The organism is Maribacter stanieri, assembly GCF_900112245.1.
Taxonomy (GTDB): domain Bacteria; phylum Bacteroidota; class Bacteroidia; order Flavobacteriales; family Flavobacteriaceae; genus Maribacter; species Maribacter stanieri.
This window is the reverse complement of the sequence record NZ_FOYX01000001.1, coordinates 242408-268276: the sequence shown is the minus strand read 5'-3', so window position 1 is coordinate 268276 and position 25869 is coordinate 242408. Positions and strand designations below refer to the sequence as shown.

20 protein-coding genes and 1 tRNA gene are annotated in these 25869 nt (G+C 34.6%); 10 read left to right on the top strand and 11 right to left on the bottom strand.

The features are described 5' to 3' along the window. Window positions 1–22: 22 nt before the first annotated feature. The gene (locus tag BM296_RS01170) at window positions 23–529 is read right to left on the bottom strand and encodes a rhodanese-like domain-containing protein (RefSeq protein WP_091900776.1); all 507 of its coding nucleotides are present in this window, start codon (window positions 527–529) and stop codon (window positions 23–25) included. A gap of 55 nt (window positions 530–584) precedes the next feature. Between BM296_RS01170 and BM296_RS01165 the strand changes: the two genes are divergently transcribed. Further along, complete coding sequence (locus BM296_RS01165; RefSeq protein WP_091900774.1) at window positions 585–2168, top strand: glycoside hydrolase family 32 protein; 1584 nt, start codon at window positions 585–587, stop codon at window positions 2166–2168. A gap of 4 nt (window positions 2169–2172) precedes the next feature. Here the strand turns inward: BM296_RS01165 and BM296_RS01160 are convergent, their stop codons facing one another. From BM296_RS01160 to BM296_RS01150, 3 genes are all read right to left on the bottom strand, one after another. Then, window positions 2173–3444: an ADP-ribosylglycohydrolase family protein gene (locus BM296_RS01160; protein WP_091900773.1), complete on the bottom strand. Its 1272-nt coding sequence runs from the start codon at window positions 3442–3444 to the stop codon at window positions 2173–2175. Then, complete coding sequence (locus tag BM296_RS01155; protein ID WP_091900771.1) at window positions 3441–4412, bottom strand: phosphotransferase; 972 nt, start codon at window positions 4410–4412, stop codon at window positions 3441–3443. Before BM296_RS01155 ends, BM296_RS01160 begins: the two co-directional genes overlap by 4 nt. Window positions 4413–4487: 75 nt before the next feature. Beyond that, window positions 4488–4560, bottom strand: a tRNA-Phe gene (locus tag BM296_RS01150). 100 nt (window positions 4561–4660) lie between these two features. On the opposite strand from BM296_RS01150, the gene BM296_RS01145 reads away from it, so the two are divergent. The 6 genes from BM296_RS01145 (at window position 4661) to BM296_RS01115 (ending at window position 12418) form a co-directional block, all read left to right on the top strand. Next, entirely contained in the window at window positions 4661–5389 is a 729-nt protein-coding gene (locus tag BM296_RS01145) for a type III pantothenate kinase (RefSeq protein WP_091900769.1), read from the top strand. Next, the gene (locus BM296_RS01140) at window positions 5390–6676 is read left to right on the top strand and encodes a BamG family beta-barrel-assembly machinery protein (protein WP_027065999.1); all 1287 of its coding nucleotides are present in this window, start codon (window positions 5390–5392) and stop codon (window positions 6674–6676) included. A gap of 38 nt (window positions 6677–6714) precedes the next feature. Beyond that, the gene (locus tag BM296_RS01135; protein ID WP_177214904.1) at window positions 6715–8088 is read left to right on the top strand and encodes a tetratricopeptide repeat protein; all 1374 of its coding nucleotides are present in this window, start codon (window positions 6715–6717) and stop codon (window positions 8086–8088) included. 5 nt (window positions 8089–8093) lie between these two features. Further along, a complete protein-coding gene (lptC, locus tag BM296_RS01130) occupies window positions 8094–8705 on the top strand; it encodes an LPS export ABC transporter periplasmic protein LptC (protein ID WP_027066001.1) in 612 nt (203 codons plus the stop codon). Between the two features lie 258 nt (window positions 8706–8963). Beyond that, on the top strand, window positions 8964–10190 hold the full coding sequence (locus BM296_RS01120; protein ID WP_051638274.1) for a hemolysin family protein: 1227 nt from the start codon (window positions 8964–8966) through the stop codon (window positions 10188–10190). A gap of 110 nt (window positions 10191–10300) precedes the next feature. Then, window positions 10301–12418, top strand: coding sequence for a peptidylprolyl isomerase (locus BM296_RS01115; protein WP_027066004.1), 2118 nt, complete (start codon window positions 10301–10303; stop codon window positions 12416–12418). A gap of 48 nt (window positions 12419–12466) precedes the next feature. On the opposite strand, the gene BM296_RS01110 is transcribed toward BM296_RS01115, so the two are convergent. After that, the gene (locus tag BM296_RS01110; protein ID WP_091900765.1) at window positions 12467–13378 is read right to left on the bottom strand and encodes a GYDIA family GHMP kinase; all 912 of its coding nucleotides are present in this window, start codon (window positions 13376–13378) and stop codon (window positions 12467–12469) included. A gap of 14 nt (window positions 13379–13392) precedes the next feature. Further along, window positions 13393–14706 carry a hydroxymethylglutaryl-CoA reductase, degradative gene (locus BM296_RS01105; RefSeq protein ID WP_027066006.1) on the bottom strand — a complete coding sequence of 438 codons (1314 nt, stop codon included), beginning with the start codon at window positions 14704–14706 and terminating at the stop codon, window positions 13393–13395. A gap of 210 nt (window positions 14707–14916) precedes the next feature. On the opposite strand from BM296_RS01105, the gene BM296_RS01100 reads away from it, so the two are divergent. Next, on the top strand, window positions 14917–17082 hold the full coding sequence (locus BM296_RS01100) for a S9 family peptidase (RefSeq protein ID WP_091900763.1): 2166 nt from the start codon (window positions 14917–14919) through the stop codon (window positions 17080–17082). Window positions 17083–17097: 15 nt separating this feature from the next. Further along, the gene (locus tag BM296_RS01095; protein ID WP_027066008.1) at window positions 17098–18630 is read left to right on the top strand and encodes a peptide MFS transporter; all 1533 of its coding nucleotides are present in this window, start codon (window positions 17098–17100) and stop codon (window positions 18628–18630) included. Window positions 18631–18636: 6 nt separating this feature from the next. Here BM296_RS01095 and BM296_RS01090 read toward each other — a convergent pair whose 3' ends face one another. From BM296_RS01090 to surE, 5 genes are all read right to left on the bottom strand, one after another. Then, window positions 18637–20649: a ComEC/Rec2 family competence protein gene (locus BM296_RS01090; protein WP_027066009.1), complete on the bottom strand. Its 2013-nt coding sequence runs from the start codon at window positions 20647–20649 to the stop codon at window positions 18637–18639. Window position 20650: 1 nt separating this feature from the next. Next, window positions 20651–21214 carry a C40 family peptidase gene (locus BM296_RS01085; protein ID WP_036145995.1) on the bottom strand — a complete coding sequence of 188 codons (564 nt, stop codon included), beginning with the start codon at window positions 21212–21214 and terminating at the stop codon, window positions 20651–20653. A gap of 69 nt (window positions 21215–21283) precedes the next feature. Beyond that, window positions 21284–22405, bottom strand: coding sequence for a lipid-A-disaccharide synthase (gene lpxB, locus BM296_RS01080; protein WP_091900761.1), 1122 nt, complete (start codon window positions 22403–22405; stop codon window positions 21284–21286). 1 nt (window position 22406) lies between these two features. Then, window positions 22407–22691, bottom strand: a complete 285-nt coding sequence (locus tag BM296_RS01075; protein WP_027066012.1) for a hypothetical protein — start codon at window positions 22689–22691, stop codon at window positions 22407–22409. Window positions 22692–22736: 45 nt separating this feature from the next. Then, window positions 22737–23510 carry a 5'/3'-nucleotidase SurE gene (surE, locus tag BM296_RS01070; protein ID WP_027066013.1) on the bottom strand — a complete coding sequence of 258 codons (774 nt, stop codon included), beginning with the start codon at window positions 23508–23510 and terminating at the stop codon, window positions 22737–22739. A 190-nt stretch (window positions 23511–23700) separates the two neighbouring features. Here surE and BM296_RS01065 point away from each other — a divergent pair, with 190 nt between their 5' ends. Continuing rightward, window positions 23701–25839 carry a carboxy terminal-processing peptidase gene (locus BM296_RS01065; protein WP_091900759.1) on the top strand — a complete coding sequence of 713 codons (2139 nt, stop codon included), beginning with the start codon at window positions 23701–23703 and terminating at the stop codon, window positions 25837–25839. The last annotated feature ends 30 nt before the right edge of the window (window positions 25840–25869 follow it).

Sequence of the window (25869 nt, the reverse complement as noted above, 5' to 3'; positions counted from 1 at the left end):
AGTATTATTTTAATTATACTAACTAGTAAACTTTAATTCCTTCATGCAATAGCTTTCCCCAGTGTTTGTTAAAAGCATGAACACTATCGGTTACTATTTCTTTGTCGTTAAAAACGGCTCCTCCTTTATTCTTCCAATCAAAAATACCACCATGAAGGTTGAGAATTTTAGTGTATCCTAGTTTTTTTAATTTTTCACCAATATTTTCTGACCTAACCCCAATAGAACAATAAACGATAATTGGTTGTGATTTTTCAGGTACAGTTTGGCGTACTTTTTCTTTATCAAAATTTTTATACCCAACCCAAACGGCATTTTTTAGGTGGCTAACATCAAATTCTTCTTTTTCTCTGGTGTCTAAAAATACGATGGAATCGGCTTCAGGTATATTGTTGAAATACGCGTAGGGTATGGAGCCTTTGTTCCAAGTATCCAAAACTTTTGATATTTCATCTTGTCCTAAACCTATTTTGGAAATAGAAAGGAAGATGAGTAAGCAGAATGTTAATTTATAATTGATTAAATTCATGGTCGCAAAGGTACTATAATTAAGATATAAGGAGTATCTGTATAAAAGTGAATTTATGGTTAAAACTATACGAAATAGAGGTTTAGAGCTAGTTGTACTACTATGTGTTCTGTGCAATTTTAGTTGTAAGGAAGAAGCAAAAAATGAGGTCGTTACAGACGAAATAGAAGTTACGGGGCACTATGTGGAACCGTATAGGTCTCAGTTTCATTTTACACCCGAAGAGAGTTGGATGAACGATCCTAATGGACTCGTTTATAATGATGGAGTATACCATTTGTTTTACCAATATTACCCTGATAGTACGGTTTGGGGTCCTATGCATTGGGGACATGCCGTTAGTGAAGATATGATGAAGTGGAAACATAAGCCTATTGCATTATTCCCTGATGAAAACGGATTAATTTTTTCTGGGAGTGCGGTCATGGATCATAATAATACTTCTGGATTTGGCACAGAAGATAAAACGGCAATGGTAGCTATTTTCACCTATCATGACATGGAAGGCGAGCAGGCAGGGAAAAAAGATTTTCAAACTCAAGGTATTGCTTATAGTTTAGATAACGGCGATAGTTGGACGAAGTATGAGGGAAATCCAGTAATAGGAAATACGGGAATCAAAGATTTTAGGGATCCTAAAGTATTTTGGAATGAAATTGAAGAAAACTGGACCATGCTTTTAGTGGCGGGAGATCATTTGCAAATATGGAATTCTCCTGATTTAAAAGAATGGAAAAAAGTAAGTGAATTTGGCAAGAATAAAGGTGCACATGGAGGTGTTTGGGAATGTCCAGATTTGTTTCCATTGAAAATAGAAGGTACAGAAGAAGTGAAATGGGTACTTCTAATTAGTATTAATCCTGGTGCCCCAAATGGAGGCAGTGGTACTCAATATTTTATTGGTGATTTTGATGGAACAACGTTTACCACAGATCAAAAAGAGAATAAGTGGGTAGATTTAGGTAGGGACAATTATGCTGGTGTAACTTATAATGACGCACCAAACGATGAACGTGTTTTTATAGGATGGATGAGTAATTGGGATTATGCACGTGACACACCAACGGAAAAATGGCGTAGTGCTATGACCATACCAAGAGAACTAACTTTGCGTAAAGTGGGAGATGAGGTGTCATTGTTTAATTATCCCCTTAAAAGTTTTGAGAAGCACGTTGCCTTGGCGTATCCTGAAAGTGTGTTTCAAATATTACCAACAAGAAAAAGGATAATTCCACTTAAATACAGTAACCAAAGTAAAACAAAGTTCACTTTAAAAGTGCCAAATACGCAAGTGTATTTTAGGGGCGAAAATGGCGATAGTTTAAGTATTGATATTAATAGAGATAAAAAACTAGTCACTTTTGATAGAAGAAAATCTGGCAAGGTTGATTTTAGTGATAAATTTTCTTCGGGAGTTCAGCAAATGCCGATACCTAATATTCCAGATGGACCTATTGAAATCGTTTTTATATTAGATCATTCTTCAATAGAGTTATTTATTAATGGTGGGCAATATGTGATGACGAATCAAATTTTTCCTAATGAATTTTACAGGTCAATATCTATTGTAAACACATCAGAAGAAAAATTTGAAATTGATGATTTTGCAGAGCATAAAGTTGAACGTGTTTGGGACTAGTCTTTTATTGAGACATTTCACGGGCTAAAACTTCAAGGTCTATGCCCATGTTTTCTCTATTTACATTTATAATGGTTTCACTCAGTTGCGGTGGCAAAGCTTTGTAGCCTAATTTGGCTCCGAGTATCATGCCAGCAATGGCGGCCACTGTATCATTGTCGCGACCGTAATTAACAATAAATTGCATTGTTTTTTCGAAATCTCCTCGACCATATTCTAGGGCGGTAACAAGTATTTGCCAAATTTCTGCAGAATGAAATGCAATACCACGTTCATCTTTTTCTAATAAGCGGAAAAGCATTTCTTGACGAATCCAGTCCTTTTTAGTACCTAAAAATCCTTTAGGTACTTTGTAAGTAAGTGTGTCTTGTAGTAAAAGAGAATCAAAAGTTATTTCATTTATACGACGAACATTTATCTGGGCGCTGTTTAAGATGGCGGTAGGTATGCGCCCAACTAATCTACTATCTGCATAACCTATTGGGTCTATAAACTTAGGTGCATTCATAATAGAGTCCAGGTCTTGGGTTCTTGTTGCCATATAGGTCATTGTAGACACCAAGGCAGTAATATCTTTAGCATAGCCAATATCAAATAAACTCAAATCATAAGCTTTGTCATATGCTTCTAATGGCGATTTAGAAATAAGACCGATCATTGGTGAGTACAATTGTCCGGCACAAGACATTTCTCCGCCATAAAATCTATTCTGGGCTTTTATATAGCTGTCTTTATCTTTTTTATAATCTAATGCAACGCGTGCCCATTCTTTGATCCAATCTATTTTTTCAATTTGGGTATCTAATGCATCCGTACTAGTTTGGATTTCTTTATTACCTAACGTTGTCGTTAATGTATTATAATAGTCAATAATGAATTCAGTGAAATTATCAGGATTCGTTTTGTTCTTATTGGCTTTAAAATAATGAACCATCAAGCTTTTCCATCGGGTGTCATCAGTTGTAGCTCCAGCTAAAAGGTTGTGGTCCCAAGTGCCTTCTGGTGATTGTTCACGTACGGCAGGTGTTAGTCCGGTAATGTATCCGTACGTTAATTGAATGTCCTTTCTGTGCCACATTTCGGTAGATGCACCCATAGCATCTCCAATTGCAGAGCCTACTAAAGCACCCAGAACTTTATCGTAGTAAACAGAATCTGGTAACTGAGCTACGTTGTTTGTATAATTGCTCGAAGTTGGAGAGGGAATATCAAATTTTTCGGCATCATTTTTACATCCTACTAGACAAATAATAATTAAGAAGAATACATATTTCATGATAGAATTAAGTTTTTTGCCATGGTTAATAATTCCGCTTTTTCTAATATGGTTCTGTTGAGTGGTAGTTGGGCTAAACCTATTAATCTTCGCATAATTTCTATGCCAGCTATGTTTTGTAGTAGTTCAATATCAATTTCAGAAGGGTAAGAACTTTCTATTTTTTTGATATAGGATATGTCATGAGTAGCCATAATAAGATGGGCGGCCATTATACCCAGGTCAAATTCTTTAAACCCTAAAAAGCCAAATTCTGGATCAATAATAAAAAGCTGATTGTCTTTAGACATCCAGCTGCCAGGGTAGTAATCGCCATGTAAAAGCGTATCTCCCTGAGATAAATAACGTTCTCCAATGAGCGTTACTTTTTCTTTTAGCAATTCATCTTCCTTGTAAAGTATTGATAATTCTTGTAAACCAGGTTGTATGTCATTCAATGAAAATCCGTTATCAGATAAAAATGGTAAAATGAAAATATGCTGATGATTAAGCTTTCGCATTTTAATATTATCAGGGAAATTTTCAGGCGGCTTAGTATTATGAATTTGGTGAATTACTGCAATAAGAATGTTAAACTGTCCATTGCTAATATTTCGTTGTTCATATAAAAAAGTCATATCATCACAATCACCAAGGTCTTCCATTGCTAGAATGTGGGCATGGGCATCAAAACCGATGATTGTTGGTATGTGAGAGATAATTGTGCTGTTTGCGACTGCCTTGTAAAAAGTATGCTCTACAGCAATTCTATCTATAGGGGCGGGAATGTTCTGGTATTTTTGAACAAAGGGTCTAGATTGTTTTACAATTATGGAGCGTAGATTGGTGGTTACACGCAATACTACATTCATATTACCTTCTCCTGCTTTAGATATTTGGGTAATTTCCTCTTGATCTTTTAACCAGCCTTTAGATTTTAAGTAATCTTGAAGAGAAATAAATGTACTGTCTTCGTTTATTTGTAACACAACCTATATATTTTCGTAATTTGAAAGATAGGTATTAAAACAAAAAAATCCTTACCGTTAAGTAAGGATTTATTGTGGTGCCTCCAGGAATCGAACCAGGGACACATGGATTTTCAGTCCATTGCTCTACCAACTGAGCTAAGGCACCATGTCGCTGTAAGCGGCTGCAAATATAATTTCTATTTTAGGATTTACAAACTAAATCGCGAAAAAAGAGAAATGTTTTTTTAATTTTTAATCTTTGCAACATGAATTTAATAATTGATGCAGGTAATACAAACGTCAAATTAGCAATATTTAAAAAGTCGGAATTAATTCATTTAGAGACTGTTGTTGTCGATTTGTTCGTTGAATCGGTAAAAAAAATATTTAAAGATTATCCAAATATAAAATCTTCCATAGTTTCTAGTGTTGGGTCGCTTTCTAAGGGGCAAATGAAGGTTGTGGCGGTTTTTTGTGACCTACATGAGCTTTCTAATGCATCAAAAGTACCATTTAAGAACTCATATGCTTCGCCTCAGACTTTAGGTGTTGATCGTATAGCTTTGGCAACGGCAGCTTATTATTTCAATCCTCATCAAAATAATTTGGTGATTGATGCAGGTACATGTGTTACTTATGATATGCTTAATGATTTTGATGAATATTTAGGAGGGGCAATATCTCCGGGGGTTCAAATGAGGTATAATGCCATGCATCAACAAACGGCAAAATTGCCTTTACTCGAAAAAAAAGAGCTGTTGGACTATATAGGTAATACTACAGAAAATTGTCTGCATAGTGGTGTAATAAATGGTATTACTCTTGAAATAGACGGTGTCATTGATCTCTACAAGGCTAGATTTGAAAATTTAACAGTTATTTTAACCGGTGGAGACACACTATTTTTGTCTAAACGATTAAAAAATACCATATTTGCGGATTCCAAATTTCTCCTGAAAGGGCTTAATTATTTGCTGGAATACAACAAGCACTAAATGATCAGAAAAATTGTAATTGCAATTGTATACATAACCACCGTGGGTATGTACGCTCAAGATGGTACTATTTCTCCTTATTCCTTCTTTGGAATCGGTGATTTGAAAAACGCCAGTACGGTAGAAAATCAAATGATGGGAGGCATTGGCGTATATGCCGATAGTATTCATTTAAATTTGAAAAACCCTGCCGCTTATGGTAAGTTAGGTTTGGAAGTAATGGATAAGGAAGGTTTGGTTACCTATACTGCAGGTGTATCTAACAAGCAGTATACCCTCAAAAGTTTTACGGAAGAACAAAAAAGCTCAATTACCAGCTTGGACTATTTAGCTTTAGGCTTTAGTGTTGGTAATGGTTTGGGTATGGGCTTTGGTATTATGCCTTATTCTTCTGTAGGCTATAATTTGGCAGAAGAACAAACAACTGCAAGTGGTTCTTTAGTTAATGTATATTCAGGTGAAGGTGGGTTAACGCGTGCTTTTTACTCAATAGGATATGAAATTATAGAGGATTTAAGTATTGGAGCAACCATAAACTTCAATTTTGGTACTTTAGATAGTGAAAGATTACAACAAGTAGAGGATATCCAATTTGGAACTTTTGATAGACGTAGTTCTAGAGTTAATGGATTCGATTTTAATTATGCCTTAAATTATACCCCTATTATAAAAGGAAGACAAAGACTTCATACTTCTATTCGTGTAAATACTCAGGGTAATTTGGTATCTAAGAATGAAAGACAAATAGGTTCTTTTTCTGTAGCTAATGGCGGTACAATTGAAGAATTAGAGGTGAACTTAGCTTCTCAGAATTTAAGTAATACAGAATTAAAAATACCTACAACTACTACGTTGGGTATAGGTTACGGTGAAGATTATAAATGGTTTGTAGGTGCGGAATATAGTTTTCAAGAGATGAGTTCTTTTGAAAATTCTTTTCTAGGAGCGGATAATATTTCTTATGAGGATGCAAGTTCGTTTGCATTAGGTGCTTTTATTACACCTGACCATAATTCTTTTTCAAGTTACTTAAAGAGAGTTACTTACCGTGCAGGTTTACGTTTAGATCAGACAGGTATGTTGGTGGATGATGTTGATATAAATAATTTTGGCATAACTTTTGGATTAGGGTTACCACTGGGTAGAAGTTTTTCTAATCTTAACTTAGGTTTTGAATTTGGTAAAAGAGGAACTACTAGAGCAGATTTAATTGAAGAGAGCTATTTTAAGTTTAATGTAGGTCTTTCACTTAACGATCGCTGGTTCCAGAAAAGAAAAATCAATTAATAAAAAATTAGTACATTAACCATTTAAAAAGAGAAAAAATGAAATCGAAACTTTACTTCACGGCAATAATGTTCCTTGGAATGATGGGGGTGAGCAATGCGCAGGCACAAAACCCTGAATGTATGACAAACCTGTCTATATTTTCTGAGCATTCGAAAGTTAAAAATTATGATGCGGCTTATGAGCCATGGAAAATGGTTTATGAAACTTGTCCTCAATTAAATAATGCTATCTATGTATATGGTGAGCGTATACTAAAAGATAAGATGGGTAAGGCAACGGGCGCCGACAAAGAAAAATTTGCAAATGATCTTATGGGTCTTTACGACAATAAGATGAAGTATTTTGCATCTAAAACTAGCGTAGCTGAAACTGAAGTTGACAAAGCGTTAGTGATGTATGATAATAAAATGGCAGACGATGCTAAAATGTACAGTATGTTAAGTGATGCCTTTACAAAGGATCAAGAGAATTTTAAAAGCCCTAAAGCATTATATATCTATTTCTCGAGTTTGGTAGATGAGCATAAGGCTGGTAGAAAAGATTTGCAAGAAGTATTTGATGTGTACGATGCTGTTACTGAAAAAATTGAGGTTGAAAACGAACAACTTACTGGTAAAATTGCTAAGCTTTTACCTAAAGAAGAAGCTGGTACATTAACTTCTAAAGAAAAATCTCGTTTAAAATCTTATAATTCTTATTCTGAAGTTTACGGTAAAATTGCAGGAAGTATAGATTCTAAATTAGGTCCTTTAGCTGATTGTAGCAACTTAATTCCTCTTTACGAAAAGAGTTTTGAAGAGAAACAGAACGATGTTGTTTGGGTAAAAAGAGCTGTTGGTCTTATGTTCAACAAAGAATGTACAGATGATCCAATGTTCCAGAAATTATTTGAAGCTCAGTTAAGATTAGATCCATCTGCCGATGCTTATGTATACGGTGGTACTTTGAAAATGAAGAATGGAGATACTAAAGGAGCTCTTGCAGATTTCGATAAAGCATTGTCTTTAGAAACGAATAATGAGAAAAAATCTAAGATTGCTTACAAAGTAGCGGTAATTAATAAAAGAAAAGGAAGTAAGTCTACAGCACGTAGCTATGCACAAAAGGCAATAGATGCTAACGCGTCTAACGGTCGAGCATACTTATTAATAGCTAACTTATATGCAACTAGTGCAAATGATTGTGGTGCTAGCGCTTTTGAGAAAAGAGCAATGTATTGGAAAGCAGCAGATATGGCTAGAAAAGCTGGTAGAGTAGATCCATCATTAAGTGGTTCTTCTAGTCAGGCAGCAACCAGTTATAGTGCAAAAGCGCCATCTAAAGAAATGATCTTTAGTTCAGGTATGGCTGGTAAAACTGTTACTTTCGGCTGTTGGGTTGGAGGTAGTGTGAAAGTACCTTCTTTATAGAAAAAATGAAACAGATTTATATTTTTAAGGGCATTGCCGTGGTATCTACCATGGCAATGCTTTTTTTATCTTGTCAAGATAATTACAAGAGAGTTGGTGAAGAAGCTGCAAAAAAAGTATACCCTAGAGGTGTAGTTGAAGATTTTGTGCTTACCTATACCGAATCTCCAGAAAAATTGGGATCTGAGGATGTTGGTTCTTCTAAGGTGCTGGCAGTTTTGTCCGGTCCTATTAGAAACGATTTTGAACAACTTACATTTCCGTATCAAACCTTCCCAGAAGGCTTGTTAGTGGAAATTTTCAATGAGAAGAATGAGAAAACTACTATAGAAGCAGATTACGGAGTATTGTACTCTAAGACTTCTATCGTAGATTTGCGAGGTAATGTACTTATTAAAGGTGATGATGGTAAGAAATTGGCAACATCACAACTTTATTACGATCGCGGTAACGAGTGGGCGTTCACCCAAGAAAAGTTTACGTTTACCAATCCTGATGATGGAACGGTAATGGATGGTGAGGGAATGGATATTCAAAAAGACCTTAAGTTTTTAAATGCCCATAAAACGTATGGTTTAATGTTGATTAAAGAAGATAAAGAACAAGAGAATGATTAGTATTTTAAGGTATACAGAGTACTTATATGTTTTAGTAGCAGGTTTTTCGGTTTATAGAATATTTAGTGATTGGAACACTGATAGAAGTATGGCTTATTTCTTCATATTTTTCGCAGTAGTCTCTATTGGAATGTTCTTGTTTAGAAGAAACTACCGGAAAAAATTTGAACAACGTAAACGGGATAATAACAATAAATAGTGGGTACAGCCGGTATTATCATTATACTTTCCTTAGTATTTTCAGCATTTTTCTCAGGAATGGAAATTGCCTTTATTTCTGCGAATAAAATCCATATTGAAATAGAGAAAAAACAAGAGGGATTTTTGGCTATGGTACTTACCAGGCTAACCAAAAAACCATCAAAATTTATAGCGACTATGCTTATTGGTAACAATATAGCATTGGTTATTTATGGCTTATTCATGGGAGAATTACTCATGAATTGGTTTACGGGCATTGTTCCTGATAATGCTATTCTACAGTTATTGATTACAGATTTTAGTCTGCTGACCCAAACTTTAATATCTACATTTATAATATTAATAACTGCAGAATTTTTACCTAAGGTTCTTTTTCAGATTTATGCTAATAACCTGTTGAAGTTATTGGCGATTCCAGCTTTTTTGTTCTACATTTTGTTCTCGTTTATTTCAGATTTCATTATTTGGATATCAGATTTTATATTAAAATATGTATTTGGAACATCTGGTGATGAAGTGCAGTTGGCTTTTAGTAAGTTAGAACTTGGTGATTATATTACCGAACAGATGGAAGCCGTAGAAGAAGAAGATGAGGTAGATACCGAAATTCAAATTTTTCAGAATGCATTAGAATTTGCAGCTGTAAAAGCGCGTGAAGTTATGGTTCCAAGAACGGAAATCGTTGCTGTAGAAGTACATGAGACGCCAAAAAATTTAGCTAAAATATTTACCGAAACCGGTTATTCAAAAGTACTGGTGTATAATGATACTGTAGACAATGTTATTGGTTACATACACTCATATGAGTTGTTTAAAAAACCAAAAACTATAAAAAGCATTTTATTGCCAGTAGAGTTTGTTCCAGAAACTATGCTAATTCAAGATATACTTAATGTGCTGATCAAGAAACGTAAAAGCATTGCAGTAGTGTTAGATGAATATGGTGGTACTTCTGGTTTGGTAACGGTAGAAGATATTGTAGAGGAGCTTTTTGGAGAAATTGAAGATGAGCATGATACGACTGACTTAAGGGAAGAGCGGGTTGATGACCGTCATTTCCTTTTTTCTGCACGTTTAGAGGTAGATGATATCAATGAAAATTATAAATTAAATCTACCGGTGTCTGATGAATATGAGACACTTGGCGGGCTTTTAGTACATACATTAGGTGAAATTCCTGAAAAAGAAGTAGAGCTTACAATAGAGACTTATAAGTTTACGGTATTAGAAGTTTCCAATACCAAAATAGATTTGATTTCGATAGAAGTTTTGGAACAGGAATAACAGTGCATCAATCAATAAATTAGGAGTCTTTTTAGTTTTTATTATTTCAATTAAAAATGGTAGTTTTGCCTCCCAATAACCACAAACGATTATTTTAAACGTTAATAAGAATGGCAGTATTAGAAAATATTAGGAAACGTACAACAGTGTTGATCTTGATAATAGGTTTAGCGCTTTTTGCATTTGTTATTTCTGGGGTATTTACCAGTAGTAATTTTGGTGGAGAAAAAGTAGGCTCGTCTGTAGCTGAAATTAATGGAGAAGATATTTCTATTGATGAATTCAGACAAGAAGTTGAAGTAGCTTCAAATAGAGTCGGTCCAACTACATCTTCTATGCAAGTTGTAAATCAGGTTTGGGAGAACAAGGTTAGACAAACAATTTTAGGAGAACAATTTGAAGATTTAGGTATTGGTATAGAGCAAGATCAAATTGTTGATTTTCTTAGAACTACTGGGTACGCACAGAATCCTCAGTTTCAAAACCAAAACGGTCAGTTTGATCCTAACATCTTTAAGCAAACGGTAGCTGATTGGAAAGTTAACAATCCAGCACAATACAGTGCTTGGTTACAAACTGAAAACGAAATCGTTCAGTTAGCAAAAGAACAGACGTACTTTAATATGGTAAAGGCTGGTGTTGGTGCTACTTTGAAAGAAGGAGAGTTAGATTATAAATTAGCTAACGAAAAAATGGATATTAAGTATGTAAGAGTACCTTACACATCTATTCCAGATAGTACTATAAATGTTACTAAAAGCGAAATCGCGGATTACGTTAGTAAGCATAAAGAAGAGTACAAGCAAGATCCTGCTAGAGATTTACAATATGTGTATTTTCAAGAGAAGCCATCTGAAGCAGATCAAAATGCTATTAAAGAAGAGATCACTAAACTGTTAGATGATACTGTTGAATATAATTCTCAAACAGACCGTAACGATACTATTAAAGGATTCAGAAATACAAAAGATGTTACTGCATTTTTAGATAGATATTCTGATACTAAATTTGATACAATATACAAGGCAAAGAAAAATTTACCTTCTAGCGTAGCAGATACTTTAATGAGCTTAAATATTGGTCAAATCTACGGTCCTTATAAAGATGGAAATTCATACAAGATTTCTAAAATGATTGCTAGAAAGCCAAATGGTTCTGTAAAAGCAAGTCATATTCTTTTAGCTTATACAGGTGCTACAAGAGCTAACCCTGCAGTTACAAGAACTAAAGAAGAAGCAGAAGCTAAGGCAAAGGAATTATTGAGAGAGGCTAAGAAATCTGGAGTTGTTTTTGCTGAATTGGCAAGAGATAACTCAGACGGACCGTCTGCACCGAACGGTGGTGATTTAGGATATTTCCAAAAAGGAGTTATGGTTCCTAAATTCAATGATTTTGCTTTTAACAATAATGAAGGTTCTATTGGATTGGTTGAAACTGATTTTGGATTTCATGTTATTAAAATAGACGATAAAGAGGATGTAGTTCAAATAGCTACTATATCTAGAGAAATAGTAGCTTCTGAAGAAACAATTAATACATTGTTTACAAATGCTACTAAATTTGAAATGGAAACTACAGATGATGAAAGTGCATTTTCTGCTTTAGCTAAAAAAGAAGAATATGTAGTTCGTCCTGTAAATAAAATTAAGGCTTTAGACGAAAATCTTCCTGGATTATCTAATCAAAGAAATATTGTTCAGTGGGCTTTTAATGCTGATACTGAAGTTGGTGATATCAAAAGATTCAACATTAATAATGGTTATGCGGTAGTTCAGTTAACAGGTAGTTATGCTAAAGGTGTAATGAGTGCTGAAGATGCTTCTGTTCTTGTTTTACCGATTATTAGAAAAGAACGTAAGGCGGCAAAAATAATAGCTGACAACAAGGGCAAGGATATGAGTGCAATTGCATCGGATAATGGTGTAAGTATTTCTAATGCTTCTGCACTTACTGTAAAATCTCCAACTATTCCAGGAGCAGGTAGTGAGCCAGTAGTTGTAGGTACTGCTTACGGAATGGCAGCTGGATCAACTTCCGGTCTAATTCAAGGAAATACAGGAGTTTTTAAAATAGAAATTGTAAAGAAAACAGAAGCTCCTAAATTAGATAATTATAGTGTATATGCTAATGCTTTAAAAACAGGAGCAGCTAGCCGTGTAAACACTGCAGTTTACAATGCGTTAAAAGACGGTTCTGAAATTGAGGATAAAAGAGCTACTTTTTACTAGTAGTAATTTTAAGAGTTATAAAAAAGCATCCAAAAATGGATGCTTTTTTTATAGAATCATTTCTGGAAATGGTAGAATAGTATTGTAGCCTTTGTTATTGAAATAAGACATGTCAGTTGCAGTTCCTGTGGCTAAAATGAAATCCCCGCCCCAAGCTCCCAGGCTTTTAATAGTTCCATTGTAATCTGAAAAAAGAGAATTCTTTACAGTAGGTATTTGTAGCGTTTTAGATAATATAGTCTCATGTTCATTCAATAGAAGTTCAAAGTCCTTTAAATGTTCACACATTATTATTTGATCGGTTATCTCATCTATTTCTAATATCAGCTTTTCTTTATTGAAATCTAAATTTCTGTAACTATTAATAGCATCTCGGCTATTCTTCTTCTGATTGAGGTATACAAAAAACAGTTGGTCCTTAAAGTTAGGGTCAAAAACCACTCTTTCTACTATTGGTTCAAAACCATTTCTTCGGTAGGTGATTGCAGTATTGTGCGTTGCGCAAGCAATATCATAACCGCTACCACCAAAGGTAGCTTCTAATAATTGATATGGGTTAATTTCTGCCCAAGTAGCAATATTGGCAATTAATGTGGAAGATGTACCAAGTCCCCAATCTCTTGGGAAAGTAGCTTTGGCCTCTGCCGAATAAAAATCAGTTGAATGTTGTAAAAATGAAGGATTTATTTTTTTTGCTTCTATAAGAATTTGAGATAACCGGTATGCTACTTCTCTGTCAGAGGTATGAATTGTTTTTAAATCCTTCTTTGAAAATTCAGAACTAAACCAAATATTATCACTTTCATCTAAACTGTTCCAGACAAAATTTTCTGAATCTGAACCTAATAATGTTAATGACTGTCCAAATTTGGTGGGTAAGGCTAAGCCTTTAGCACCGTCAAGAATGGCATATTCACCTGTTAGCAATAATTTTCCGTTACTATAAAATTCTTTGGTCATTTATGAACGTCTTATTATCTGAGGTTTTTAAGTTGATGCTCAACTCCGTTATGTGTTACAGGGTTGGTCTTAAAATATTCTACCAATGTAGCTTTTTCATTTTCATTGGCACCTAGTTGATTTAAGATATTTAAAAGGTGCATTTTCATATGCCCTTTTTGAATTCCTGTAGTTACCAAAGAGCTCACCGCTGCAAAATTTTGGGCAAGTCCGGCAACCGCAACAATTTGCATTAATTCTTCTGCAGATGGACGTTGAAGAATTTCAAGATTTAATTTTACTAACGGATGTAAATTTGTAAGTCCGCCAACGGTGCCTAAGGCAAGTGGAAGCTCAATCCAAAATTTGAAAATTCCATTATCAATTTCGGCATGCGTTAAACTACTGTATTGTCCGTTTCTACATGCATAAGCATGTACGCCGGCTTCTATAGCTCTAAAATCATTTCCAGTGGCTAGAACTACAGCGTCTATTCCGTTCATAATTCCTTTGTTATGCGTAACGGCACGGTAAGGCTCTACTTGGGCAATTTTTATGGCTTGTATTATTTTTTCAGCTGTATGTTGCGGAGTTAGTTCAGTAGTCAACTTTAAATCCTCTACAGCGCAGCTAACCATGGCGCGTACTGTGCAATTAGGAACGTAGTTGGATAAGATGCTCATAACAACTTCTACGTCTCTCTCCTGAGCGGAGAATCCGTCAAAATTTGCAGCCTCTTTTTTTAAGGTAGTGGCAAATTGTTCTAAGCAACTATTAATGAAATTGGCACCCATGGCATCTTTCGTTTGAAAGGTTGCATGAAGTTGAAAGTAATGATCTAAGTCTAAGGTTTTATCTCTTAAAACAATATCAGAAATACCGCCACCTCTTTTTTCCATGCTGGTGGTTAAAGAAGCACTTTCTGCAAATAATATGGGCTTTAAGTAAGTGAAAAACGAATTCAGTTTTGTGGCATCACCTTTGAAAATAAAATGAACTTGACCTACCTTTTCAGTACCTAAAATTTCAGCTTTGAACCCACCTCTTTTTAACCAGAACTTAGCAGCTTTACTTGCTGCGGCAATAACAGAACTTTCTTCAATGGCCATTGGTATGGCATAAAGCGTATCATTAATTAAGAAGTTTGGCGCAATGCCCTGAGGTACGTAAAGGTTGGTGAGTGTATTTTCAATAAATTCATCATGCAGCTGTTGAATGCTTTCGTTTTCATTCCAATACGTTTGCAAAATTTTCTTTGATTGTTCTTTATTTTGAGTGTAATTTGCGGTGATCCAATCTATTTTTTCTTCTTTCGTAAGTTTGGAGAAACCACTTATTGGCTTGGTCATTTAGGTATAACTTTCTTCTATGATTGATGTTATGTAAAGATCAAAATTTACAAAAATCGTACATGTTATTACGGTAGTAAAGATAAGCATATTGACAAGAATCTATTTTAACTTGGCAAAGCGTTAAATGCGGTTTCTTTTTCGGGGTAAAGCGTGTTTTTTTGAGGAAATAGTGGTAAACTTGAGAGATTTAACAAAATTCAATAATTTATGCGAAAAACACACTTATTTGCGTTGATTTTACTTTCATTCAGCGTATTTACTTGGGCACAGGAAAAACAAATTGAAATTTCCGAGATTTATCAAGGCGCTTTTAGAACTGAAGGGATGGATGCGCTAAGATCTATGAAGAATGGCACTCAATATACCGTTCTAAACAGAAATAGATTTAACCAAATAACTACGGTTGATAAATATGATTATAAAACATTAAACAAGGTTTCCACAATAGTATCATCAGCAGATTTACAAGGTATTTCTTCCTTTTCAGCATACAGCTTTAGTGACGATGAAAGAAAGATGATATTATCAACGGAGATAGAGCCAATATTTAGGCACTCTACTTTAGGTATATTTTATGTATATGATATAGACGCTAAGGAAGTAATTAGAATAAGCGATGCCAAAATACAAGAGCCAACACTATCGCCAGATGGAAAGAAAGTTGCCTACGTAAAAGATAATAATATTTACCTATTCAATATAGCAACAGGTGAAACCAAGCAGGTTACGGTTGACGGAGTGAAAAATGAAATAATAAATGGAGTAACTGATTGGGTTTATGAAGAAGAATTTGCATTTGTTCGCGCTTTTGAATGGAATGCCGATGGTTCTAAAATAGCTTTCCTTCGTTTTGATGAAACCAATGTTCCAGAATTCTCTATGGATGTTTATGGAACGGGGTTATATCAACAGCCTCACGTTTTTAAATATCCAAAAGCAGGGGAGAATAACTCGATTGTCACCTTACATCTTTTAGATGTTGCCAGTGGTGCAATTACTGCAGTGGATTTAAATGACGCTTATTACATACCACGTATCAAGTGGAAAAACCATAAAAATATGTTGAGTGTTCAAACCTTGAACAGACATCAAAATCATTTAACGATGTATTCTATTGATGCCAAAAAAGGTGATGTTTCTGTTTTGTTAGAAGAAAAAGACGATGCTTATGTAGATATAACTGATAACCTAACATTTTTAGAAGATGATAGTTTTATTTGGTCTAGCGAAAAAGATGGTTGGAACCATATTTACCTTTATGGGGAAGATGGTAGTTTAATGAATCAGATTACAAAAGGTGATTGGGAAGTAACCAAATATTATGGTTATGACCAAAACGAAGATAAAATTTACTACCAATCTACAGAAAATGGTTCTATAAATCGTGGCGTTTACAATATTAGTAGCGGTGGTGATGACAAGAAGGCATTGGCGGTAACAGAAGGCACAAACAATGCTTCGTTTAGTGCAGATTTCACCTATTTCATAAATACGTTCTCTAGTGCAGAAATGCCTCCGATGTATACATTACATCAAGCAATTAATGGTAAGAAAGTAAAAGATATAAAGGACAATAAACAGTTATTGGAAAAATTGAATGGGTACGCTGTTAGTCCAAAAGAGTTCTCTACAATTTCTATTAATGGCAATGATCTTAACATGTATATGATTAAGCCAAAAGATTTTGATCCAGCTAAGAAGTATCCTTTATTTATGTACCAATATAGCGGTCCTGGTTCTCAGAATGTTTCTAATAGCTGGATGGGTGCAAATGATTATTGGCATCAAATGTTGGTGTCTGAGGGGTATATTGTTGCATGTGTAGATGGTCGTGGCACAGGTTTAAAAGGGAGAGATTTCAAGAAGGTCACTCAAAAGGAACTAGGTAAGTACGAGGTAGAAGATCAAATTGCTGCAGCAAAGAAATTAAGTGATTTGGCATATGTTGATGAACAAAGAACAGGTATCTGGGGTTGGAGTTATGGCGGCTTTATGTCGACCAATTGCATATTAAAGGGTAATGATACTTTTGAAATGGCAATTGCAGTTGCACCGGTTACGTCCTGGGCATTTTATGATACAATTTATACGGAGCGCTATATGCAAACGCCACAGGAAAACCCAAGTGGATATGATGATAACTCGCCATTTAACTATCCACAGTTATTGGAAGGAGATTATTTATTGATTCATGGTACTGGTGATGATAATGTTCATGTACAGAATTCTATGCGTATGATAGAAGCTTTGATTCAAGCGGACAAGCAGTTCGATTGGGGCATTTATCCAGACAAAAATCACGGTATTTATGGTGGAAACACAAGAATTCACCTGTATAACAAAATGACCAATTTTATAAAAGAGAACTTATAACTAACAAATTGAACTATGACTGAAAGTACTGAAATTTCAGACCAGAAACAGATTTTTGGACACCCACAAGGTTTGTTTTACTTATTTTTTGCCGAGTTATGGGAGCGTTTTAGCTTCTATGGTATGCGTGCACTACTTACACTTTACATGATAGATGTAATCTTTCAAGCTTTGGCTGAAAGAGATTACGCTACCGCTGCGGTATATTCTTCTTATGGTTCGTTAGTTTATGCTTCTACGGTAATTGGCGGAAAATTATCGGATAAGATATTGGGAATGAGAAATTCAATTTTCTTGGGAGGAATACTTATGTCTATTGGTCACTTTGTTTTGGCTATTGAAGATAACATGGCTTTTTTCTTAGCCCTATCATTAATCATTGTAGGTAATGGCTTTTTTAAACCTAATATTTCCACATTCGTAGGTACCTTATATGAAAAAGGAGATCCCAAGAAGGATTCTGGTTTTACTATATTTTATATGGGTATTAATATTGGTGGTTGGGTAGCACCTTTATTGTGTGGTTGGTTAGCTGCCACCTACGGTTGGCATTATGGGTTTGGCTTGGCAGGTATTGGTATGTTAACAGGCTTAATCGTATTTTGGAGAGGTATCCAGACCAATGTATTTGGAGATAGGGGTTTACCACCAAATGAGCATGTATTAGAAAAAAAGGTTCTTGGAGTTAAGCAGGGAATTTTGGTGCCAGTGCTGGCTGTGCTTTCTGCACCATTAATTGCTTTGTTATTGGCATCTTATAAAGCTATTGCTACTGATGGTATGTTCGCAGATCAAAATATAGTCAATGTAATCTTTACAGGAATAGGTATTGCGGTACTTGCTTACTTGGCGTATGAAATGTTTAAGGCTAATGTAAAGGAGAGAAAAGAGTTATTTGTCGCGGTATTGCTTACATTTTTTATGACCATATTTTGGGGTTTCCATGAGTTGTCAGGTAGTGTTATTACGCTGTTTGCAGCTAGAAACATTGACTTAGATGGTATTATGTCTGCAGCCCAAACAAATTCATTGAATTCTATGTTCATTATTATATTGGCTATTCCAATTTCAATGATGTGGACATGGTTAAGTAAGAAAAAGTGGAATCCTAGAACACCATATAAATTCGGATTAGGATTGCTTTTTGCGGGTATAAGTTTCTATGTACTTGCCTTAAGTGGTGGTAGTGCAAACGAAAGTGGCTTTGTTCCATTCACATATTTATTATTGATGTATTTCTTATTGTCTGTAGGAGAGTTGTTTATGTCTCCTGTAGGCTTATCTAAAATGACAGATTTAGCACCATTGCGTTTAATTGCTTTTATAATGGGTGTTTGGTTTTTATCATCAGCATTTGCTTTTCAGATAGTAGGCTTTATTGGTAAGCAACTTGCAATTGAAAGTACAGATAAAAACGTAGGTGGTTTTGAAACGCTAACTGTATATACAGATGGGTTTATGCTAATAGCTAAATACGCTATAGGTGCTGGAGCAATTGTTCTTTTGGCATCTCCTCTAATAAAAAGATTAATGGGTAAAGTTCATTAATTTAATTTATTCAAAATTATAATATCCCTTTTCGCCAGTATAGTGAAAAGGGATTTTGTTTTTTATACAAGTCGCTTTCCAACGGTTAACATAGCTTTTGTAATTACTACCATCTGCAATAATTTCATTTGGCATCAAACTATCAATAAGTCTGTCTAAATTAATTTTAGGGGATTGTGTTAGAAGTATTCTGTTAGATGTTGATTTCCGATAAATTCCTGTACTATCAATAATCAATAGCGATTTGTCTAGAAAAGTATAACTATTGTTTAACGAATCAAATTTTACATTATCTATTCGTTCTGCAGTTTTGTAATCAGATATTAAATAATCTGGCGTATTATTTTTGTTGGTGATGATGGATAAATTATTTCCATTTCTATTTATAATAATACTTTTTCTTGTTTGATGTAGAACTAATATTTCCGACTTTTTATTAGACTCAAAATTTCGATACACCGTCCAGCCTTGAAAACACAAGATGCTTATTAAGAAGAAAATTATTCGTTTATAGGTGAATTTTGTACAAAGTTCAATGCCCATAACAAGAACTAGAATAGCTAGAACTAGCTGAATGAAATCAAAAGAGATTGCACTGAAAATAAAGTTTTCTTGTTTAGCGACCCATGCGATAAGGCTATTCATAAGACCGATAACTTCATTGTAAAACCATACTAATTGAGAAGGTAGCCAATTTAGCAAGGTCAAGAATATTACTAAAATGCCCATACCTAGAATAACTCCCAATGCAGGTATGATTACTAAGTTCGAAATAAAGAACAATCCCGGAAATTGATGAAAATAATATAAACTAATAGGTAAAACACCTAATTGAGCAGCAACACTAACACACAGCAACTGCCAGAAGTATCTTATGATTTTGTTCTTCGGAAACCATAATTTTTTTAGCAAAGGAAATATCCATAAAATGGCAAATACGGCAGCGTAGCTCATTTGAAATCCCACTTGAAATAACAAATTAGGATTAATGAATAGAAGAATGAACAATATGGAAAGTGCAAGAATGTTAAATGTATTGCTAGGTCTATTTAAATAGAGGGCATAGGCTACGAAAGTAAACATTGTAGTAGCACGTATAATACTTGCAGACAGTCCTGCAATAAATGCAAATGTCCACAACAAAAGAACAGATAGGATTAGGGTAATAGTTCTGCCTTTAGGGAAATATTGTAGTGGACTTAGTAAAAACTGAATTAGTAATAGTAGAATACCGATATGTAAGCCCGATACAGCTAAAATATGAACGGCGCCGGCTTTTTGGTAGTTCGTATAAGTCTCTTCTGAGATGTCTGAACGTTGACCTAGTAGCAAAGCCTGAATAACACTTAATTCATCTGCTCCGAAATTTTCTTGATCAAGTTTTTTAATAATATAATTACGTGCCTTGGCAGCAGTGCCTATTAGGGTTGCACGCGAGTTTTTTATTTTCACAAATGTACCAGGGGTAATGTTCATACGATGATAAATCCCAAGATTTTCTAAGTATTTTTTGTAATTAAATTGATGTGGATTTAAAGGATTGGGAATAGATTGAATATCAGCATAGGTTAACAATTCATCATCAACATTCAAGGTTTGATAAGTAGAGTCTCTTGGTATAGTAATTAATAGGTTGCCACTAAATTTCTTGTCATCAATACCTTCAACCGTTGCAAAATACCGATTAGAGAATTGATTTGGTTTTAGTATTTCTTTTATTTTTAAACCCCAAAGCGCATCTTTTGCTTGTGTGTATTTGCTATAGTGGCTAGGGTTATTTATAGGTTGAGCAGCAGTATAACTGTAGATGCCAAGGAGTATAAACGATAGCGTAGCAATTGCTCCGAAAAGGATAGATTTCGTGTTCTTTTCAAAAACGAAAATACTAGCAAGAAGAACAAAAAGAAAAAGAGTTGTAAAGAGGAGATGTGTAGGGTTGAACGAAAAGTAATGACCTATTAAAATTCCAACAATTAGTAATAGCGTTAATCTGATAGGAATAAACGCTAAGAGTTTCATGTTATAAAATTCTTGTAGCCTTTACAAATGCTTGGTTCCAAAAGCCGTCTCTTAAAGATGATACGGTAACACCTCGAGATGTTGATGCGTGAATAAAAGTTATTTCGTCATTATCGGTACCTACAACCATACCTACATGGTTAATACGTTTAGAACCTCTGCTAGTTTTGAAAAACAATAAATCACCTTTTTCTACATTTTTAACCGTAACGCGATGCCCTTCTTCTGCCATGTGAAAAGAAGTTCTTGGTAGTTGAACATCATGCTCGCCAAAGGAAACATAAAGCAAACCAGAACAATCCATTCCTTTTTTTGTGGTACCACCAAACTTATATCTAGTGCCAGAAAATGAAAGTGCTGTATTGATTATTTCGTCTGCCTTGGTATTTGTAAATGAGGTGTTGACAGTTCGTTCTTCTGTTCTGGTTGTTACTGTTGTATTACCTGTCCGTTCATTATTGGCAGCTGCAACAGAAATTTTTCGCTCCTTATCAGAAGTACTATTTTTTTTAACGCCACAACTGGCTAAAAAACAAATAACAATAAAATATGGTAGTATGCGCATAAAAACAGAGTGTACCTTTTAGTACGTATAACCTCAAAATTATATAATTATTTTTTAAAATAATTAAACCTAAGAAGTTTTGGCATTTTTAATGATTAACGAAGCAGCTTTTGAGCTTGCGCCAGAACCTCCTAATTTGGCAATAAGCTCCTCATAGGCATTTAGTTGTTTGGCTCTTGCTTCTCCTTTTAAAATTAAGTTCAGTTCTTTCTTTAAATTCTGTTTTGTAAAATCATCCTGAATTAGTTCCTTAACTACTTCTTTCTGCATTATTAGGTTCACTAAAGAGATATATTCTAAAGTGATGATTCGCTTTGCAATTTGATAAGAAATCCAATTTGCCTTATAGCAAACAACCTGTGGTACTTTAAAAAGAGCTGTTTCTAAAGTTGCCGTACCACTAGTAACTAATGCGGCAGTTGAAATAGTGAGCAGATCGTATGTTTTATTCTGAATGAATTTTACATTGGCATCATTTAGAAATGTAGCGTAGAACTCTTTGTCTAAACTAGGAGCGCCGGCAATAACAAATTCATAATCATTAAAACCTTCAGTCAACGAAAGCATTAGGGTAAGCATTTTTTGCACCTCTTGTTTACGACTGCCTGGTAATAGTGCAATTATTGGTTTATTAGAATCCAGTCCATTGGCGGTCCTAAAAGAATGTTCAATTAATTCCGGTCTATTTGCAATTGCATCTAATAATGGGTGACCAACAAAATTGACTGGGTAATTATGTTTCTTTTCGTAGAACTCTTTCTCAAATGGTAAAATCACATACATGTGGTCGACCGTCGCTTTAATTTTTTCTATTCTACCTTCTCTAGAAGCCCATATTTGAGGGGAGATATAATAATTAGTTTGGAAATTATGTTCCTTCGCCCACTTTGCAATACGTAAGTTAAATCCGGAATAATCTATAAATATAATTGCATCAGGTTTGAATGCAGCTATATCTTGTTTGCAAAATTTAATGTTTTTAAAAATGGAATTTAGGTTTAAAATAACTTCTAAAAATCCCATGAAAGCTAACTCTTTGTAATGTTTTGCTAAGGTGCCGCCAGCTTGTTCCATTAAATCACCGCCCCAACATCTAATATTGGCATGTTCATCTTGTTTCTTCAGCGCCTTAATTAAATTAGACCCATGAAGATCGCCAGATGCTTCGCCCGCAATTATATAGTATTTCATTTTAAAAGACTTTGTAGTAAAGTATTACAAATGCGGTTAAGATGGTAGCAATTAAAACACCCTTTGCCCTATGGTCTCTCTTAATTTTCAGGAAACCGAAAAAAGCAATGAGGTTTAGAATAGCGCCTAAGGCTAAAAGACTGCCAACATGTTCTTGTGCTACAGCAGCTTTGTAAGTTTCAGCAATACTTAATTCTGAGAATATAAGAATATATAGCAAAGTGCCAATAGCATTGGCGATAATGCCTACTATAAAACCGATGAGGATTTCTTTTTTGGTATTCATTTAAATTTTTTATGCGTAATTATTGTAATCTATGAATGTGTTTTATTAAAAGTCCCACGTATTTAGTTCCTGAATTACGTGATGTGCGGTTAAATCGAATTGAGTTGGTACTACTGATATATACCCGTTGGCTAACGCCCATTCATCGGTATCTTCACCTTTGTCCAATAACTCAAATTCACCTGTAAGCCAGTAATAATCTTTGCCCATTGGGTTGGTGCGTTTATCAAACTTTTCTTTCCAGTTTGCCTTTGCTTGTCTACAAACTTTAATACCCTTAATTTCCTTTTTAAGAAGCTTAGGGATGTTTACGTTTAATACGGTCCCTTTAGGAATACCGTTTTCCAAAGCTTGGGTAACTATAGTGTAAATATAGTCTTGTGCCTGCGTAAAATCTGCCTCCCAATTGTAATCGCATAAAGAAAAACCTATTGCGGGAATACCTTCAATACCTGCTTCAACCGCAGCACTCATGGTGCCGGAATAAATTACATTTATAGAAGAGTTAGATCCGTGGTTTATGCCGCTAACACAAATGTCTGGTCTTCTTGGCAATAGTTCTTGAAGTGCTAATTTCACACAATCTGCCGGTGTTCCACTACAGCTATATTCATCAATATTATCGCTGTCAAGGTCAATCTTCATTTTCTTAGAAAAGAGGGCTGTATCTAGAGTAATGGCATGTCCCATACCAGATTGCGGACTATCTGGGGCCACCACGACCACGTCGCCTATTTTTTTCATAATAGAAATTAGCATTCGTAACCCTGGCGCAGTAATGCCGTCGTCATTTGTTACTAAGATTAATGGTTTTTCCATAACACATACTTTCTGTAGTAAAAATACGTTTTTAAATATGATAAGCCCGAAATGCCGTTTAACAAAAAATTAATTCTAAGCACAATAAATGGCATGGTTTTTTCTTTACCTTAGGGGTTTAAGTGGCTATTGCTGTCGCTAATAACCCTCAAATTCGGAGATATTGAAAAGGAAAGTAAAAGATAATTTTATGAAAAGAAATTTAGCCTACGTACTGTTATTAATGCTCGCAACAGTAGCATCGTGCAGTTTTACAAATAAAACTTTTGAAAATGACGACAAGGATAAGTTGTTGTTAGATTTAATTACATATGTTTTAGAAAAAGGACATTATGAGCCTAAAGTGCTTAATGATGATTTTTCTGTACATGTCTTTGAAGATTTTATTGACGTTATTGATCCTACTAAAAGATATTTTGTAGCGTCTGATATTGCTGAGTTTGAAAAGTATAAATATCAGATTGATGATGAAATTAAGAATACGGATATCACTTTCTTCAATATAGTATATGAAAGGTTGATGCAACGTATGGGCGATGCTAAGGATATTTATAAAGAAGTTTTAGAAACACCTTTTGATTATTCGGAAAACGAAAGCATTAGCATTAAATATGATGAAGAGCCTTTTGCTGCAGATAGAGAAGAGCTTAAAGAACGTTGGAGAAAACAATTGAAATATGCGACGTTAGGAACTTATGATTCTAAAATCTCCCATATGGAGAACAAAGAAATAGAAAGTACAGATGAGCATGATCATAATGCACATTCTCTTGAAGAAGCAGAAGAAGAATCTAGAAAATCTACTGAAACGACTTTAGATGAATTTTTTGATTTCGTTGATGATTTAGAACGTAAAGATTGGTTCGTACAATATATCAACACAATTGTAGATGAATTTGATCCGCATACATTTTACTTCGCACCAGAAGAAAAAGAGAAGTTTGATACTAGTATGTCTGGTAAATTTGAAGGAATTGGAGCAAAGCTTCAGAAAAAATCTGAAGGAGCAAAAATAGTTGAGATTATTTCTGGTGGTCCAGTTTGGAGAGATCAACGATTAGAAGTTGGTGATGAAATTATTAAAGTTGGTCAGAATGGAGAAGAGCCGATCAATATTATTGGTATGCGTTTAGATGATGCTATTAAATTGATAAAAGGAGCTCAAGGTACTATTGTTGACTTAACCGTTAGAAAAGTAGATGGTTCTTTAGATGTTGTCTCTTTAACAAGAGATGTTGTTGAATTAGAAGAGTCTTATGCTAAATCAGCCAATATTATAAAAGGCCAAGAGAAATTTGGGATTATAAACCTTCCAAAATTTTATGTTGATTTCAATGATTATAGTGAAAGAAATGCCGCAACCGATGTTGCTAAAGAAGTAGAGCGTTTAAAGGAAGAAGGCATGGAAGGGCTTATTCTTGATTTACGTGATAACGGAGGTGGATCTTTAAAGACTGTTGTTGAGATGGCAGGTTTGTTTATTAAAGACGGTCCAATAGTACAAGTACAGTCAAAAGATAAGGGCAAAGATGTCTATGATGATAAAGATGAGAGAATTCAATGGGACGGTCCTTTGGTTATTCTAGTAAACGAATTATCTGCGTCTGCTTCAGAGATTTTAGCAGCTGCAATGCAAGATTATAAAAGAGCTATTGTAATAGGTAGTAAGCAGACTTTTGGAAAAGGAACCGTACAGAACGTAATTCCTTTAAACAATATGCTACGTAGTAATGAGCATGGAGATTTAGGTGCTATAAAAATTACTACACAGAAGTTTTATAGAATTAACGGTGGTTCTACTCAGTTAGAAGGTGTTAAGAGTGATATTGTTGTGCCAGACAGGTATAGTTATATTGATTTGGGAGAAAGAGATCAGTCTAATCCATTAGGTTGGGATAAGATTACTCCTGCAGATTATAAAGCTTGGGATGGTTATATTGACTATGAAAAAACCATTGCAGACAGTAAGAAAAGAATGGCTTCTAGTCAACAGATTAAGTTGATTGAAGAAAATGCAAAATGGTTAAAGGCAGAACAAGATGAAACCGAAATTTCATTAAACTTCGAGGTTTATAAAGAAGAAAAGGATAAGGATAAGGAACAGTCAGAATACTTTAAAAGATTGACTGATTATGATTCTAAACTTACATTTCAATCTTTGGGTTATGAAGAAGAGTTATTCACTAAAGATTCTGTACTTCGTGAAAAACGTAACAGATGGCATAAATTTCTAGCAAAAGATGTTTATGTTGAAGAAGCAGTAAACGTCTTAGAAGATTTGAAAATGAATAATATTAAGCAAGGTAAACTGGCTAGTGTTAAGAACTAGAATAAAAATTTAATTAAAAAACCGCTACAT